Below are 13887 nucleotides of genomic sequence, written 5' to 3' on the forward strand. Positions count from 1 at the left end.
GTGGCGGGGTGGAGGTCAGGCCACGGTGACGTCGAGGAAGATGGGCTTCTTGGCCGCGAGTAGCGGCGTCCCGTCCTCGTCGGTCATCTTCCAGAAGATCTTGCACCTGCCGGGCGCATCCGACGCCCGTACGCGCACCGTGATGTCGACCGACTCGCCGGGCAGGACGGGTCCGATCCCGACGCGCTTGGGCGCCCGGCAGGGGGTGTCGTTCATTCGCGTGAGGTAGCGGTCCTGCCACGGCACGGTGCCCGCGTTGCGGATGCGCCAGGTCTTGTCGAAGTTCGACCCCTTCGTCACCACGCTGCCGTCCGGGTAGGTGACGTCCCGCTCGAAGACGGAGTCGTCGCGTGGCGTGCTGGACTGCGCGGGGGTGGGCTGCGCGGTGGAGTCGCCCTGTGGCTTGTCTCCGCCGAACGTGAGGAACCAGGCGAGGAGTACGGCGCCGACCCCCGCCGCGCCGGACGCCGCCGCGAGCACGGCCAGCCTCCTGGAACGGCGGTGCGAGATGTTCGGTGCGGGCGGTCCGGGTGGTTCTGATGGCAACTGCTCCGGCATGCGGGCCTCATTCTCGGAGTCGCCGGCGATCCCGGCCTGCTCCCAGTGCGCCCGCCACTCCCGCCTGACCTCGTCCAGATCCTGCCCCAGCCGATCGACCGCCAGAACGCGGACGAACTCCCACGTCGTCTCCCAGCTCGGCAGCGTGCTCCCGCGAGCCGCGGCGGCCAGTGATGACTTCGAGGCGGCGGCGCCGAGACGGGTGGCCATGTCCGCGAAAGACGGATCGCCTGCCTGCTCCTTGAGCTCCCAGAGGCGGTGCGCGAGCAGCGCGACGGGGCCGGACTCCGGATCCGGCCGGACGGGCTTGCGTCCGCGCCGCGATCCCGTCCCTTCGTCCAGTGGTCCGGACGACTCCGCCATCCCGCCTCTGCTTCGGTCGACACCGACGTGCACCACGTCAAGACCAAAAGGAGGCTATCAAAGTCGTCCAGTGTGAGCGAGTCATCACGGAGAGACAGGGCTCCGGCCGAGTGGACACCCCCGTGTATCTACTCGGCCGGAGCTCGTCGTGCGCGTTCTACGGTGGACATTCAGGCGACATCCGGGTGAGCGTCCCGATGAACATCCTCGCGGACGTCCCAGTGGGCGTCCAGGTGGACGTCCGGGCGGACGTTCCGGTGGTTGTGTGGATGGTCATCCAGGTGGGCGCCCGCGCTGATCCGTCAGCCGCAGTCCGTCAGCCGCAGTGGGAGACTTCCTTGACGGACTGCACCGTCGGGTGCGGGCCCTTGAACTTCTTCTTGTCGAAGTCGCCGCCGCGCACCCAGATGCACGCGTCACTCGCCTGCGCGACCCGGATCTTGATCCCCCGGGAGTGCTTGCAGCGGTTGTGGAAGTAGACGGTCACGCTGGAGGTGCCGTCGTCGCCGTAGGAGTAGCTGAAACAGCGGGTCTTGCCGCGTATGACGTCGAGCGCCTGCTGGGCTCCGGCGGTGACGGCCACGTTCGCGGCAGGCGCGGGTGCGGCGATGGACGCGGGCGCCGCGGCAGAGTAGGCGAACATCGAAGCCGCCATGGACGCCACGGTGAACGTCACCTTCGTACGGATCCTCATGAGATTTCCCCCATTTCGAGCGGGCTTGCCGTTCCTTTCCTGTCAACACTTTTGCCCGTCGGCACCGACGCTGCCAAGGAATTTGCGGCCGAGAATTGTCCGGGCATTATCCAATGCCCATGGACAATGGAATCCGCAGGTAGAAGGCCAGATGGATGAGGCGCATCGAGGGTTCGGATTTGCATCGCTCGGCGCTTGACGGGTGGCGGGTCCGTGGTTAAGGAATGGGCAAGGTGCTGGGGGTGGAGAAATGCTCGGCGGGTGTTCTCGGGCGCAGGATGATGCGGCAGTCGTCGCCCGGCACGTTCGAGACCGCGCGCCAGCGGATCTGCTCGTCGCGCTGGTCGGCCGGCTCCAGCGTCGCCGCCCGGGTGAAGACTTGCAGGAACGTCTTCATCAGCATGAGTGCCAGCTTGTCGCCGATGCAGGTGCGCCGGCCGCCCCCGAACGGCATCCATCCGTAGCCGCCCGGCCGCCGGGCCAGCCAGCGCTCCGGGCGGAACGCGGCCGGGTCGGGATAGAGGTCGGGATCGTGGTGCAATGCCCGGATGTGGACCAGGATCGCCGTGCCCGGCCGCAGCACCCGCCCGCCCAGCTCGAACGGCTGCGTCACCTGCCGGCCGAAGAAGGCCACCGGAGGCCGTACGCGCAGCGCCTCGTAACAGACGGCGCTGGCATAGGCGTCGGCAGCCGACCCGATCGCCGTCATAGCCTCGCTCGTCGGTACGGCCCCGCTCGTCGGCATGGCCCACCCTCCTGCACCGCCCCGCCTCCCCGAGCGGGCGCGGCTCCCAAGGCGGCGGCTCCCGAGGCGGCGGCCCCCGAGGCGGCGGGCCCCAAGGTGGCATCGCCCCAAGCGGCCGCGTCGCTTTCCGCGGTGAGCCGTCGCAGGGCGTCCGGGTGGCGGATCAGGCGTTCGAACGTCCAGGCGAGCCCCGTCGCAGTCGTCGTACGGGCCCCCGCGATGATGCTCATCACCTGATCGCGCAGCACCTGATCGGTGAGCCGGGCCCCGCGCTCGTCACGGGCCCGCATCAGCACGCCGAGCAGGTCGTCCCGATCCTCCCCGCGCCGCCGCCGGCGCTCGATCTCCGCGTAGATCAGCCCGTCGCACTCGCTCTTCCTGCGGTGGAACGACGGCCACAGCGCGATCCCCCCGACGTGCCGCAGCATGTAGCGCACGGTGATCTCGGCCGAGACCGCCCGCCGGAACACCTGCCACAGCGCCCCCATCCACTCGTCGAACTGCCGGGGCTGGTCGACGCCGATGGTGAGCGCCAGGATCGCCTCCATCATCGCCGTGCGCAGCCGCGGACCCAGGGCGAACGGCTCGCCGGCCGGGCACCCGTCCACGACCCGCCGCGCGAGCGACTCCGTCATCTCCCGCATCCGGGGCAGCGACTGCGGCCGCAGCGCGGGCAGCATGATCTGGCGCAGCCGGCGGTTGCCGTCGGGGTCCAGCACCGCCAGCCCCTGGCGGCCGATGATGGGCTCCTGCACGCGGTTGACCTCGACGTCGTCGACGACGTCGCCCGAGGCGAGCAGGACCTGCCTGATCAGGGCGGGGTCGCGGACCATCACGCTCCTGCCGACGCCGGGGATCCACAGGCCGAACATGCTCCCCGTACGCCCGAACATGTCGTCGACCGCCCGCTCGCCCAGCATCAGCGCGGCCGGCATGACGGCGGTGCCCGCCCAGGACTCCCAGAACGGCGGTGCGGACGCGTCAGGCATCGGTCCTCCTCGACCGGCGGGCGGCCGGTCCGCCCGGTGTACGTGCGGGCAGGCCCAGGCGTCCGGCGACGGCGGCGACGGCCTCCAGCAGGCGATCGACGTGGGCATCGGTGTGCGCGGCGGTGACGCTGAGCCGGATCAGCGCCCTGCCTTCGGGGACGCTCGGCGGCAGCATGGCGTTCGCGAGAATCCCCTCCTGGAACAGCTCGGTCCAGAAGCGGCAGCACAGCAGACCGTCGCCGATCTGCAGGGGGACGGTCGGCATGCCGTGGGCGGGCACGTCGAAGCCGAGCGCGGAGAGCCCCGTGCGCAGGCGGCCCGCGGAGGCGAGGACGCGGCGGCGGCGCTCGGGCTCGGTGCGGATGATGTGCAGGGCGGTCAGCGCGGCGGCGGCGCAGGCGGCGGGCAGCGAGGCGGAGAACAGCGCCGCCCGCGCGCTGTGCCGCAGGTAGTCGATGACCTGGCGGGGCGCGGCGACCGCGCCGCCGAGCGTGCCGAAGCACTTGGAGAAGGTGACCGTCTGCACGTCGACCGCCGACTGCCGCCCGTGGTGCTCGGCGGCTCCGCTGCCGCGCGGGCCCAGCAGGCCGACGTCGTGGGCGCTGTCGACGATGACGCGGGCGCCGTGGCGGTCGGCGAGGTCGGCGATGCCGGGCAGGTCGCACAGGTCGCCGGTGACCGAGAACATGCCTTCGGTGAGGATGAGACGCCCCCCGCCCGGCTCGGCGGTCTCCAGAAGCCGGCCGAGGTGGGCGGTGTCGTTGTGGCGGTAGCGCCGCAGCTTCGCCTGGCCGAGCCGGGCGGCCTCGATGAGGGAGGCGTGGATGTGCCGGTCGGCGAGCAGCAGGTCGCGTGGCCCGAAAAGCGGGGCGAGCGCGAGATTTGCCTGGTAGCCAGTGGAGACCACCATCGCGGCCTCGTGGCCGAGGAAGTCGGCGAGCTCGCCCTCCAGGGTGTGGTGCAGCGTCAGCGTGCCGTTGAGCACCCGGGAGCCGGAGTTGCCCGCGCCGAGGCGCCGGAGCGCGTCGGCGCCGGCCGCCTTCACCCGAGGATCGTTGGACAGCGCCAGGTAGTCGTTGGAGCCGGCCATCAGCACGCGGCGGCCGTCCATGACGACCTCGCCGTATTGCAGCCGCTCCTCGACCGGCAGGTAGTAAGGGTAGACGCCGGAGGCGCGCAGGGCCTCGATCTCCTGGGGGAGCCGGCATTTGTCGAAGGCGTCCGTCACCGTGGGGGACTCACCCTCCCGCTCACACGCATGCTCATGATCACCTTCCACCGAGCGACTGTTGCTGACAGTGAGCAAGCATAATAGTAGAGTAATCGCCGCATGCGTGATCAAGGTTGTTGAACGAGCGGCGGCCGAGCTGCGGCTCCACGCATCCTCACCGCTCCGATCGGTAAACAAAGGACATTTGCATGAGCGACGACGAAGTCTTCCAAGAGCTGCGCGTTATCTGCGCGAAGATCCTTTCTGTCGACCCCGCGGACATCACGCAGGACGTCGACCTGCGTGACGAGCTGGAGGCCGACAGCCTCGACATGGCCGAGCTGGCCGCCGCGACCGAAGACCGCTTCGCGCTCTTCGTGGACCTCGACACCGCCAAGCAGGCCCGCACGCTCGCGGACGTGGTCACCCTGGTCCGGGCCGCCTCCTGATGCATCAGCGGATTCGCGTCGCGGTCACCGGCCTCGGCGTGCGCACCCCGGCGGGCAACGACGTCAAGACGTTCTGGAGCACGCTGATCGACGGGCGGTCCACCGCCCGCACGATCACCTCGTTCGACACCACCGGCCTGCCCGTCGACTTCGCCTGCCAGGTGCACGACTTCGACCCGGCCGACTACGTGACGGGCAAGCAGGCGCGCCGGATGGACCGTACGACGCTGCTCGCCGTGTGCGCGGCCGCCGACGCGATGGCCGACGCGGGTCCCGCCGGGGTCGTGCCAGAGCGCCGGGCGGTCGTGACCGGCACGGGGCTGGCCGGCAACGAGACCACCGAGAGCGCCCTGCTCGGGCACGAGACGTACGGGCGGCCGTCGGCACTCTACGTGCCCATGGTGATGCACAACGCCGCCGCCGCGTTCATCAGCATGCAGCACCGGATCCTCGGCCCCAGCCTCACGGTGTCCACGGCCTGCGCCTCCGGCGGGCACGCGATCGGGGAGGGGCTGCGCCTGCTGCGTGACGGCTCGGCCGACCTGGTGGTCGCCGGAGGCTCGGAGGCGTGCGTGTCGGCGACGATCCTGCTCGCCTTCCAGCGGTGCGGCGCGCTGTCGCAGCGCGTGTCGGACCCGGAAGGCGCCGCCCGCCCCTTCGACACCGCCAGGGACGGCTTCGTCCTGGCCGAGGGCGCCGCGTTCGTCGTGCTCGAACGCCTCGACGACGCCGTGCGCCGCGGCGCCCGCGTGTACGCCGAGCTGGCCGGCTACGGCCGCACCTCCGACGCCCACCACCTGACGTCGCCCGACCCCGACGGCGAGGGCGCCGAGCGGTGCGTCCGCCAGGCACTGGCCGACGCGGGCCTGTCCCCGGAGGAGGTCACGCACGTGAACGCGCACGGCAGCGGAACCCCGCTCAACGACGTCACCGAGGCGCGGCTGATCGCCCGGATCTTCGGCCCGGGCCAGGTTCCCGTCACCTCGACCAAGAGCGTCATCGGCCACGCGATCGGCGCGGCGGGAGCGATCGAGGCCGTGGTCAGCGCGCTGACGTTGCACGAGCTCCTGGCGCATCCCACCATCAACCTGGACGTTCAGGATCCCCGGTGTGAGATCGACGTGGTGCGCCGCCCGCGTCCCATCGCGCCGGGCGCCGTGCTGTCCAACTCGTTCGCGTTCGGGGGCCACAATGCCAGCCTCGTCTTCACCCCGGCAGACGGCTGAGCCGGTGGGCGAGGCGGCGCGGCCCGTACGCACGCGACGCGAGCTCAAGGACTTCGTCGAGCTGCCCTACCGGCTGCACGGCGCCGACCCCTGCTTCGTGCCGCAGCTGCGCGGCGACAGCCGCCGCCTGCTCGACCGGCGGCGTAACCCGTTCTTCGCCTACGGCGCGGCCGAGCTGTTCACGGTACGCCGGGCGGGCCGGGTGGCCGGCCGGATCGCCGCCGTGGACAATCCCCGGCACAACGCCGCCCATCAGGCCCGCGACGGGTTCTTCGGCCGGTTCGCCTGCGTCGATGACGACTCGGTCGCCGCGGCGCTGCTGTCGGCCGCGGCGGGCTGGCTGCGCGGGCGCGGGCTCGGCACCATGCTCGGGCCGGTCGATCTCACCACCCATGGGGAGTGCGGGCTGCTGGTGGACGGCTTCGGCTCCCCGCCGGCGGTGATGATGCCCTACAACCCCGCCTACTACCCTGGCCTGCTGGAGTCCTGCGGTCTCGGCAAGGCCAAGGACCTGTGGGCCTGGTCCCATGACCTGGTCTCGCTCGACGAGCGGCTGGCGCGGATCGCGGAGCGGGTGCGGCAGCGGCACGGGCTCACCGTGCGCACCCTCGACATGAAGGACTTCGACGCCGAGGCGCTGCGCGTCAAACACGTCTACGACCACGCGTGGCAGCGCAACTGGGGCTTCACGCCCATGACCACCGCCGAGTTCGCCGCGCTGGCGCGCCGGCTGCGCGGCATCATCGACCCCGAGCTCGTCCACCTGGCCGAGATCGCGGGCGAGCCGGTCGCCGTCGCCCTCGTCCTGCCGGACGCCAACCAGGCGCTGCCCGCCGCGCGCGGCCGGCTGAGCCGCTTCGGCCTGCCGGTCGGGCTGGTCCGGCTGGTCCTGGCGGCCCGCCGCATCGACCGTACTCGTGCGGTGCTCTTCGGCGTCCTCCCGCGCCTGCGGGGGCGCGGCATCGAGACGCTGCTCTTCGCCCGCGCGTACGCGTCGATCAAGGCCCGTGGCTACACCGGCGGGCTGGAGCTCGGCTGGACGCTTGAGGACAACCAGGACGTCAACCAGTACCTGGTCGCCGGCGGCTGCACGCACACCAAGACGTACCGGATCTACCAGCGGGCCCTGTGACGAACCCGCCCGGAAATCCGCCGGCGCCCCCCGCACGGGAGCGGGACGGGAGGTCGCGGTATCTCGTCACGGGGGCCACCGGGTTCGTGGGCGGGCGGCTGACCCGGATGATCCTGGCGCGCGGCGACGCCGTCACGGCCCTGGCCCGGCCGTCGGAGCGCGCGCAGGCGTTGCGCCGCCTGGGCGTGCGGGTGGTGCACGGCGACCTCGGGACCGGCCGGGGGCTGGCCGAGGCGCTGCGGGGCGCCGACCGGGTGATCCACCTGGCCGCCGTCGTCAAGGCGCGCCTCGCCGCCGACTACTGGACGGTCAACCGCGACGGCACCGCCCTCCTGGTGCGCGCGCTGGCCGCCTGCCCCGACCCGCCGCGCCTGGTGCTCTGCTCCTCCCTGGCCGCGGGCGGCCCCTCGTCGCCGTACGGCGCCGCCCCGGTGTCGGTGTACGGCGCGAGCAAGCTGGCGGGAGAGCAGGCCGCGCGTGCCCACGCCCATCGGGTGCCGACGGTGATCCTGCGCCCCGGCATCGTCTACGGCCCGGGAGAGCCCGCGCTGCTGCCCGCGCTCCTGCCCATGATCCGGCTCGGCCTGGCGGTCAAGGCCGGGCTCGGCCCCCGCCGCTACGGCCTGGTCTACGTGGACGACCTGTGCGCCGCCCTGCTCGCCGCGGCCGGCCGCGGGCCGACCGTCGAGCCCAGCGACCGGCGCGCCGGCCTCTACCCGCTCAGCGACGGGGGCCGCTATCACTGGCGCGACATCTGCCGGGCGGTCGCCCGGGCGGCGGGTCGCCGCGGCCCGCTGATGGTGCCGCTGCCGATGCCCGCCGTGTACGCCGCCGCCACCGTGGCCGAGCTGGCCGGCGCCGTCCTGGGGAGCATGCCCGCGCTCAACCGCGACAAGGCCCGTGAGATGCACTGCGCCGACTGGACCTGCGTGCCCGACGACGCGGTGCGCGACCTCGGGTTCGCCCCCACGGTCACGCTGGCACAGGGATTCGCGGCCGCTCTCGCCGTACGCTGAGCCGCTTCGCGACGGCGTGGGCGGCCAGCGCCACCGCGAGCCCGGCGGCGACGTCGGAGACGTAGTGGTACCAGTCGTACACGACGGCCGCGGTCAGCCCGGAGGTCAGCGCCCACAGGGCGACGCGCTGGTTGCGGGTCACGTGGCGGCGCAGGCACAGCAGCGTGATCCAGGCGCCCGCCACGTGAGGCGAGGGGAAGCACGTGCCAGGAGGGTCGAACGCGGCCATGATCCGGCCCTGCAAGGTGGTGATCACGTATCCGGACGGCCGGTACGCGGCGTACAGCTCCGGCGCCGCCGCAGCGGGACCGGCCAGCGGGACGGCCATGAACCCCAGATAGCACGTCAGGAGCGTCAGCATCGCGGCGAACAGGTAGCGCTCGCCGAGCGCCCGCCGCCCCCGCGTGTAGAGCAGGACCGGGATCAGGAAACAGCCGTAGAAGGAGAAGTAGCACAACGTCAGCAGCTCCGTCAGCGGCGGGAAGCCGACGGCCCCGGTGAGAACGTTGGGCAGGCCGCCGAACAGCGAGGTCTCCCAGGCGCTCACCGTGTCGTCGAGGTAGCGCCCGTGCAGGACCAGGACAGTGTCGGCGGCGGCGCTGTAGACGAAGGGGAGCACCAGGAGCGGGGCGGCGAAGCGGGCGAGCGCCGCCGGCCGGTTCCCGGGGAACCGCCGCTCGGCCCACCGCGCGGCGAGCACGAACGACGCGGCCGCAGCGTATCCGGCGAGGAGCGCGGGGCAATCTGTCACTCTTTCCTGGGATATATAGACGATTATCGCCATTAGTGCGAAATAGCCCAGCATCAGCGTCTCGACCGGTCGAATATCCATGAACAACCTCGCATTCATCGCGGCGGAAACAAAGTAATGTTGCGAACGTGAACGGTGAAATCGCTGCTGGCCAGGTGCCTCTCACATTCGGCGATCATTATGTGCTGCGGCTGACGGCCGGGGTCGCGGACGATTTCCGGATGCATTTCGGGCTGGGCCTGCGCATGCCCGGATCCCCGCCGCCGGCGGCGGATCTGCGCGAGCTCGTCGCCAAGAAGGTGGCCGCACAGGCGTCCGCGCTGGCCTACCGGCTGGTGGGTGCGGGGCGGCGGGCGCGATGGGAGCCGGATCCCGGTTTCGATCCGGCGTACCACGTCGAATATCACCGGGTGCCGCGAGGAAGCGACGTGCACCAGGCGGCGGAGGCCGCCATCCGGGTCCGGGCGCTGTCCCGCGAGCGGCCGTTGTGGAGCCTGATGGTGCTGCACGGGTACGCCGATGACGAGCACATGCTCTGCTACCGGGCGCACCACGCCTTCCAGGACGGGATGGGCGCGATCAACGCCGTCCGGGCCCTGCTGGGCGACCAGACCCTGCCCTCTCCCGAAGCCGGCGTGGCCCACCTCGGCTCCGGCGAGGCCGGGAGCGCGCGGCCGGGCGCGGGGATGCGCCAGGCACTGGCCGACCTGCTGCGACTGGCCGGGCCGCCGCCGCGCTGGTTCACCCCCGGCGCCCCGGGCTCCGCCGGCGCGCCGGCCCGGCAGCTGCACGTCGCGGCCCTGGACATCGCGTCGTTCCACGACATCGCCCGCGCCACCGGGACCAGCATCGCCCAGATCGGCGTCACGCTCGTCGCGGGCGCGCTGCGTTCGTGGCGACCGGCGGCCGGGCCCCGCGGTTCCCAGGTCGGGATGGCGAAGGCGGCACGTGGTGGCGGGCGGGACATGACGGTCGCTCTGCCGGTCTCGCTGACGGGGGCCGGGCGGCATGCCGGGCTGGGCAACCACACCGGCCTGATCCCCGTCACGCTGCCCTGCGGCGAGCCCGACGCGTTCGCACGGCTCCAGCGGGTCGCCGCCCAGACGACCCTGCGCAGGCTCGGCGAGGCGCGCCGCAGGGCCAAGGCGCTCTATCGCGTCCCCGCCGGGCTCGCGGTGCCGCTCCTGCGGCTGCTCTCGCCCCTCGCCACCGTCGGGGAGTGCCGGCAGCTCAACGTCAGCGCGGTCCGCATGACCAGGGCCGACCCCGGGATGAGCGAGATCTTCGCGATCCCGCCGCTGGCTCCCGGCGTCGCGGGCATGATCGTGATCCTGCACGCCGACGACGCCGTGTCGTTCTCCGGGGTGTTCGACGCGCGGGTGTCGCGGCCGGAAGAGCTGATGGGTCTCCTGCGGCCGGCGCTCAGAGAGCTCCACGCCGCGGCCACCAGATGAACTGCCCGATGTGGTGGGCCAGGGCCGGCACGAGCAGGGATCTGACGATGACGGTGTCGATGACGACCCCGACCGCCACCAGCAGCCCGAGCTGGATGACCGGCACCAGCGGCAGCACGGTGAGCACGAAGAACGCCGCCGCCAGCACGATCCCGGCGGCCGTGATCACCCCGCCGGTCACGCGCAGCGCGTGCAGGGTGGCCTCGCGCGTCTCCAGCCGGGTGGCCTCCTCTCGCACCCGGGCCATCAGGAAGATGTTGTAGTCGATGCCGAAGGCGACGAGGAAGACGAACGCGTACAGGGCGAACGACGCGTCCATGGCGGGATAGCCGAGCAGCTGCGTGAACACCGCCGAGCAGAGCCCGAGCGTGGCGGCGAAGGACAGCACGACCGTGCCGATCAGCAGCAGCGGGGCCACCACCGAGCGCAGCAGGACGATCAGGATCAGCCCGACCACGAGCAGGATCAGCGGGACGATGAGGAGCGCGTCGTCGAGTGCGGCGTTCTTGACGTCGAGGAGCTCGGTGGCGAACCCGCCGACCAGCGCGTCGCGTCCCGCCGCCCAGCGCACGGCCTGCCGCAGCTCGTGCACCAGCCGCTGGGCCTCATGGGTGTTCGGTTCGGCGGCCAGGACGACGTCGAGGACGCGCCACGGCGCGGGCGGGCCGGTCCTGACCGAGGTGACCCCTTCCACGCCGCGCACCGCGCTGGCGACCGCGGCGCTCACCTCCTCCTTGGACAGCACCACCACGGGAGCGTTCGCCGGGTAGTGCCGTTTCAGCGCCTCGTGGCCGGCCACGGAGTCCGTACGCATGGTGAACAGGGCGGACGGCGGGATGCCCGAGGCGTCCACCGTGGCCAGCCCCATGCACAGCAGGACCAGCAGCAGGGACGAGCCCACCCACGACAGCCGGGCGCGGCGGCCGACGAAGTCGGCGACGCGGGTCCACACCCCGTCGCGGGCCGACTGCCCGGGTAGCGGCGTGGCCGGCCAGAAGACCCGCCGGCCCCCGAGGAGCATCAGCGCGGGCAGGAACGTCACCATCACCACCATGGTGATCAGGATCCCGATGGCGGCCACCGCGCCGATGGAGCGCAGCGCGTTCGTGTCGGCCACCAGGAGGCAGCCGACCCCGCCCGCGACGGTGAGCGCCGAGGCGACGACCGTGCGGATCCCGCCCGACAGCGCGGCCCGCAACGCCGCGGTCTGGTCGGCGGTCACGCGCAACTGCTCGCGGTAGCGGGCCACGAGCAGGAGCGCGTAGTCGGTGGCCACGCCGAACACCAGGACGGTGAAGACCTCGGGGGTGGCGCCGCGCAGGGTCACCAGACCGGCTCGCGCGAGCGCGTAGACGGCGGCCGCCGAGCCGAGGTAGGCCACCACCACGGCGAGCATCGGGATCACCCAGAGGATGGGGCTGCGATAGACGGCGAGCAGGACCAGGAGGACGACGGCCAGGCTCAGGGCGAGGAGCGTGACGTCGATGTGGCGGAAGGACTCGACGTAGTCGGCGGCCATCCCGCCCGCCCCTGTCACGTAGCTGCTCAGCCCCGGCGGCCGGTCCGTCGTGACGATCTGGCGCAGCCGCTCGACGATCGGGTTGACGAGGACGCCCTGCTGGCCGGACAGCAGCACCGGCACCTGGAGCGCGTGCCCGTCCGGGCTGGGGATGGGCCTGACCTTGTCGGGGATCACTCCCTGCACCCCGGCGAACTGCCGGATGTGCCGCCGGACCGCCGCGTGGTCGGCGCGCCCGAGTGGCCCGGCGCGCTCGTAGACCACCAGGGCCGGCACCACCCGGCCGCCCTGCTTGGCGACGAGCGTCAGCACGCGAGCCGACTCGGCGTCGCGCGCCAGCATCGAGGTGCCGCTGGTGACCCTGACGTCGTTGAGCTGACCGGTCGCGAGGACGGCCGCGATCGTGAGGGCCACCCAGCAGAATGCGACGCCTGCCGCGACTCTCCGCACCCGTACCATACGCAACAAAACCGACAATTTCCGGCCCGCCCCCCGCTAAATGGATATGGCGACTATACATTCGCGGGGATTCCAGGAAAGGGAATGGCCGGGCGCGGCGCGCTTTTGCGGAATGATGAAATACAAATGGCTAATAAATGGCGATCAGTCGGGCTCCGTGCGTGGTGGCGCCGGTTCTGGCAGGCTGTCGGCATGGAATTCGGGATCCGCCAGTTCGAGCTGGCCTTGATGCACCGGATGCGCGACCTCAATCCGGGGCGGGTGGAGGACGCGCTCGGGGATATGGGCGCGTCGTGGGCCGAGCTGCGTGCCGCGCACACCACGTGGACGAAGATGGCCCACTCCAGCCGGGTCCCGAAGGGGCTGTCCATGCTGCGCAGGCTGCTCGGCCCCCCGTCCCACCGGGGCGAGCGGCCCATCGGAAGCCTGACCTGCGAGGTGGCCCGCTGGGCGCTGCCGTCCTGGCCGGGCCTGGAGTTCGAGGCCCTGGCCGGGCCCGACCGCGCGGTGTGGAACTACTGGTTCGTCCGTCCGGGCGGCGAGACGGCGCTGACCTTCGCGGACCTGACCCCGTGGAGCTGCGTCGTCGCCGACGTCGCCGCGAGCTTCCCCGGAGCCGTCCAGTGCGAGGGGGCGGCGCCGCACCACTGGGCGGTCGACTTCGCCCACGACGGTACGGACTACCGCGCCCGCTTCGTGTACGGCCTCTACCAGTGCCTCGACAAGGCGCCGGCGGACTGACGCCGTCAGCGGCGGTGGCTCAGGCGGGTGGCCAGCCGGTCGAGTGACAGGTTGATCAGGATGAAGATGGCCGCGATGAGGATCGCCGCCGGGATGACGTTGGAGAAGTTGGCCGCGATCCCGTTCAGCCCCCGGTCCACGAGCTCGTCGTAACCGACGATGAGCCCCAGCGCCGAGTCCTTGAGCAGCACCACGAACTGGCTGATCAGGACGGGGAGCATGGCCTTCAGCGCCTGCGGCAGCAGGACGAGCCGCATGACCTGCCCCTTGCGCATGCCCATCGCGTACGCCGCCTCGCTCTGCCCCTTGGGCAGGCTCAGCACCCCGGCCCGGATGATCTCCGCGATCACCGACCCGTTGTAAAGCGTGAGGCCGAAGACGACCGCGGCGAACGCCGAGATGTTCACCCCCAGCAGGGCGAACGAGCCGAAGAACGCGAAGAAGATCAGCAGCAGCAGCGGCACGGACCTGAAGAACTCCACCACCGCGGCGGCCGGCCGCTGGATCCACCGGTGGTCGGACATCCTGGCGGTGGCGAACACGAGCCCGAACAGGCCCGCCAGCACCACCCCCGCCACGGC

At 72.0% G+C, this 13887-nt stretch carries 14 protein-coding genes; 6 read left to right on the top strand and 8 right to left on the bottom strand.

Going from position 1 to position 13887, the window contains the following annotated elements; translation table 11 throughout:
- Window positions 1-15 precede the first annotated feature (15 nt).
- The 5 genes from ETD85_RS51525 to ETD85_RS51545 all read right to left on the bottom strand — a co-directional run bounded on the left by ETD85_RS51525 (window position 16) and on the right by ETD85_RS51545 (window position 4577).
- Window positions 16-921, bottom strand: a complete 906-nt coding sequence (locus ETD85_RS51525) for an NBR1-Ig-like domain-containing protein (protein WP_138697181.1) — start codon at window positions 919-921, stop codon at window positions 16-18.
- Window positions 922-1237: 316 nt separating this feature from the next.
- Window positions 1238-1615 (bottom strand): hypothetical protein, encoded by a 378-nt coding sequence (locus ETD85_RS51530; protein WP_138697182.1) that lies wholly within the window; start codon window positions 1613-1615, stop codon window positions 1238-1240.
- 217 nt (window positions 1616-1832) lie between these two features.
- Complete coding sequence (locus ETD85_RS51535) at window positions 1833-2324, bottom strand: cytochrome P450 (RefSeq protein WP_170247315.1); 492 nt, start codon at window positions 2322-2324, stop codon at window positions 1833-1835.
- Complete coding sequence (locus ETD85_RS51540; RefSeq protein WP_170247316.1) at window positions 2321-3349, bottom strand: cytochrome P450; 1029 nt, start codon at window positions 3347-3349, stop codon at window positions 2321-2323. Before ETD85_RS51540 ends, ETD85_RS51535 begins: the two co-directional genes overlap by 4 nt.
- Complete coding sequence (locus tag ETD85_RS51545; protein WP_138697185.1) at window positions 3342-4577, bottom strand: aminotransferase class I/II-fold pyridoxal phosphate-dependent enzyme; 1236 nt, start codon at window positions 4575-4577, stop codon at window positions 3342-3344. Before ETD85_RS51545 ends, ETD85_RS51540 begins: the two co-directional genes overlap by 8 nt.
- A 191-nt stretch (window positions 4578-4768) precedes the next feature.
- On the opposite strand from ETD85_RS51545, the gene ETD85_RS51550 reads away from it, so the two are divergent.
- From ETD85_RS51550 to ETD85_RS51565, 4 genes are read left to right on the top strand one after another with little or no spacing between them, the layout of a single operon-like run.
- Window positions 4769-5008, top strand: coding sequence for an acyl carrier protein (locus tag ETD85_RS51550; RefSeq protein ID WP_138697186.1), 240 nt, complete (start codon window positions 4769-4771; stop codon window positions 5006-5008).
- Window positions 5008-6234: a beta-ketoacyl-[acyl-carrier-protein] synthase family protein gene (locus tag ETD85_RS51555; protein WP_138697187.1), complete on the top strand. Its 1227-nt coding sequence runs from the start codon at window positions 5008-5010 to the stop codon at window positions 6232-6234. Before ETD85_RS51550 ends, ETD85_RS51555 begins: the two co-directional genes overlap by 1 nt.
- 4 nt (window positions 6235-6238) lie before the next feature.
- Window positions 6239-7366, top strand: a complete 1128-nt coding sequence (locus ETD85_RS51560; RefSeq protein ID WP_138697188.1) for an N-acetyltransferase — start codon at window positions 6239-6241, stop codon at window positions 7364-7366.
- On the top strand, window positions 7363-8382 hold the full coding sequence (locus tag ETD85_RS51565) for an NAD-dependent epimerase/dehydratase family protein (protein WP_138697189.1): 1020 nt from the start codon (window positions 7363-7365) through the stop codon (window positions 8380-8382). The genes ETD85_RS51560 and ETD85_RS51565 overlap by 4 nt, the downstream gene beginning before the upstream one ends.
- Here the strand turns inward: ETD85_RS51565 and ETD85_RS51570 are convergent.
- Entirely contained in the window at window positions 8339-9133 is a 795-nt protein-coding gene (locus ETD85_RS51570) for a phosphatase PAP2 family protein (protein ID WP_170247317.1), read from the bottom strand. The two genes, ETD85_RS51565 and ETD85_RS51570, sit on opposite strands and share 44 nt — an antisense overlap.
- A 128-nt stretch (window positions 9134-9261) precedes the next feature.
- Between ETD85_RS51570 and ETD85_RS51575 the strand changes: the two genes are divergently transcribed.
- Window positions 9262-10587, top strand: a complete 1326-nt coding sequence (locus ETD85_RS51575; protein WP_138697191.1) for a wax ester/triacylglycerol synthase domain-containing protein — start codon at window positions 9262-9264, stop codon at window positions 10585-10587.
- Here the strand turns inward: ETD85_RS51575 and ETD85_RS51580 are convergent.
- On the bottom strand, window positions 10556-12520 hold the full coding sequence (locus tag ETD85_RS51580; RefSeq protein ID WP_170247318.1) for an MMPL family transporter: 1965 nt from the start codon (window positions 12518-12520) through the stop codon (window positions 10556-10558). The genes ETD85_RS51575 and ETD85_RS51580 overlap by 32 nt on opposite strands.
- A gap of 237 nt (window positions 12521-12757) precedes the next feature.
- On the opposite strand from ETD85_RS51580, the gene ETD85_RS51585 reads away from it, so the two are divergent.
- The gene (locus ETD85_RS51585) at window positions 12758-13306 is read left to right on the top strand and encodes a hypothetical protein (protein WP_138697193.1); all 549 of its coding nucleotides are present in this window, start codon (window positions 12758-12760) and stop codon (window positions 13304-13306) included.
- A 5-nt stretch (window positions 13307-13311) separates the two neighbouring features.
- On the opposite strand, the gene ETD85_RS51590 is transcribed toward ETD85_RS51585, so the two are convergent.
- Window positions 13312-13887: amino acid ABC transporter permease (locus tag ETD85_RS51590; RefSeq protein WP_138697194.1), on the bottom strand; the 576-nt coding region annotated here is incomplete at its 5' end.

The organism is Nonomuraea zeae (assembly GCF_005889725.1).
Taxonomy (GTDB): Bacteria; Actinomycetota; Actinomycetes; order Streptosporangiales; family Streptosporangiaceae; genus Nonomuraea; species Nonomuraea zeae.

Excerpts from the sequence above, each read along its gene's own strand:
- ETD85_RS51530 (WP_138697182.1), bottom strand. The coding sequence starts at position 1,615 with ATGAGGATCCGTACGAAGGTGACGTTCACCGTGGCGTCCATGGCGGCT.
- ETD85_RS51540 (WP_170247316.1), bottom strand. The coding sequence starts at position 3,349 with ATGCCTGACGCGTCCGCACCGCCGTTCTGGGAGTCCTGGGCGGGCACC.
- ETD85_RS51585 (WP_138697193.1), top strand. The coding sequence starts at position 12,758 with ATGGAATTCGGGATCCGCCAGTTCGAGCTGGCCTTGATGCACCGGATG.
- ETD85_RS51550 (WP_138697186.1), top strand. The coding sequence starts at position 4,769 with ATGAGCGACGACGAAGTCTTCCAAGAGCTGCGCGTTATCTGCGCGAAG.
- ETD85_RS51555 (WP_138697187.1), top strand. The coding sequence starts at position 5,008 with ATGCATCAGCGGATTCGCGTCGCGGTCACCGGCCTCGGCGTGCGCACC.
- ETD85_RS51535 (WP_170247315.1), bottom strand. The coding sequence starts at position 2,324 with ATGACGGCGATCGGGTCGGCTGCCGACGCCTATGCCAGCGCCGTCTGT.
- ETD85_RS51525 (WP_138697181.1), bottom strand. The coding sequence starts at position 921 with ATGGCGGAGTCGTCCGGACCACTGGACGAAGGGACGGGATCGCGGCGC.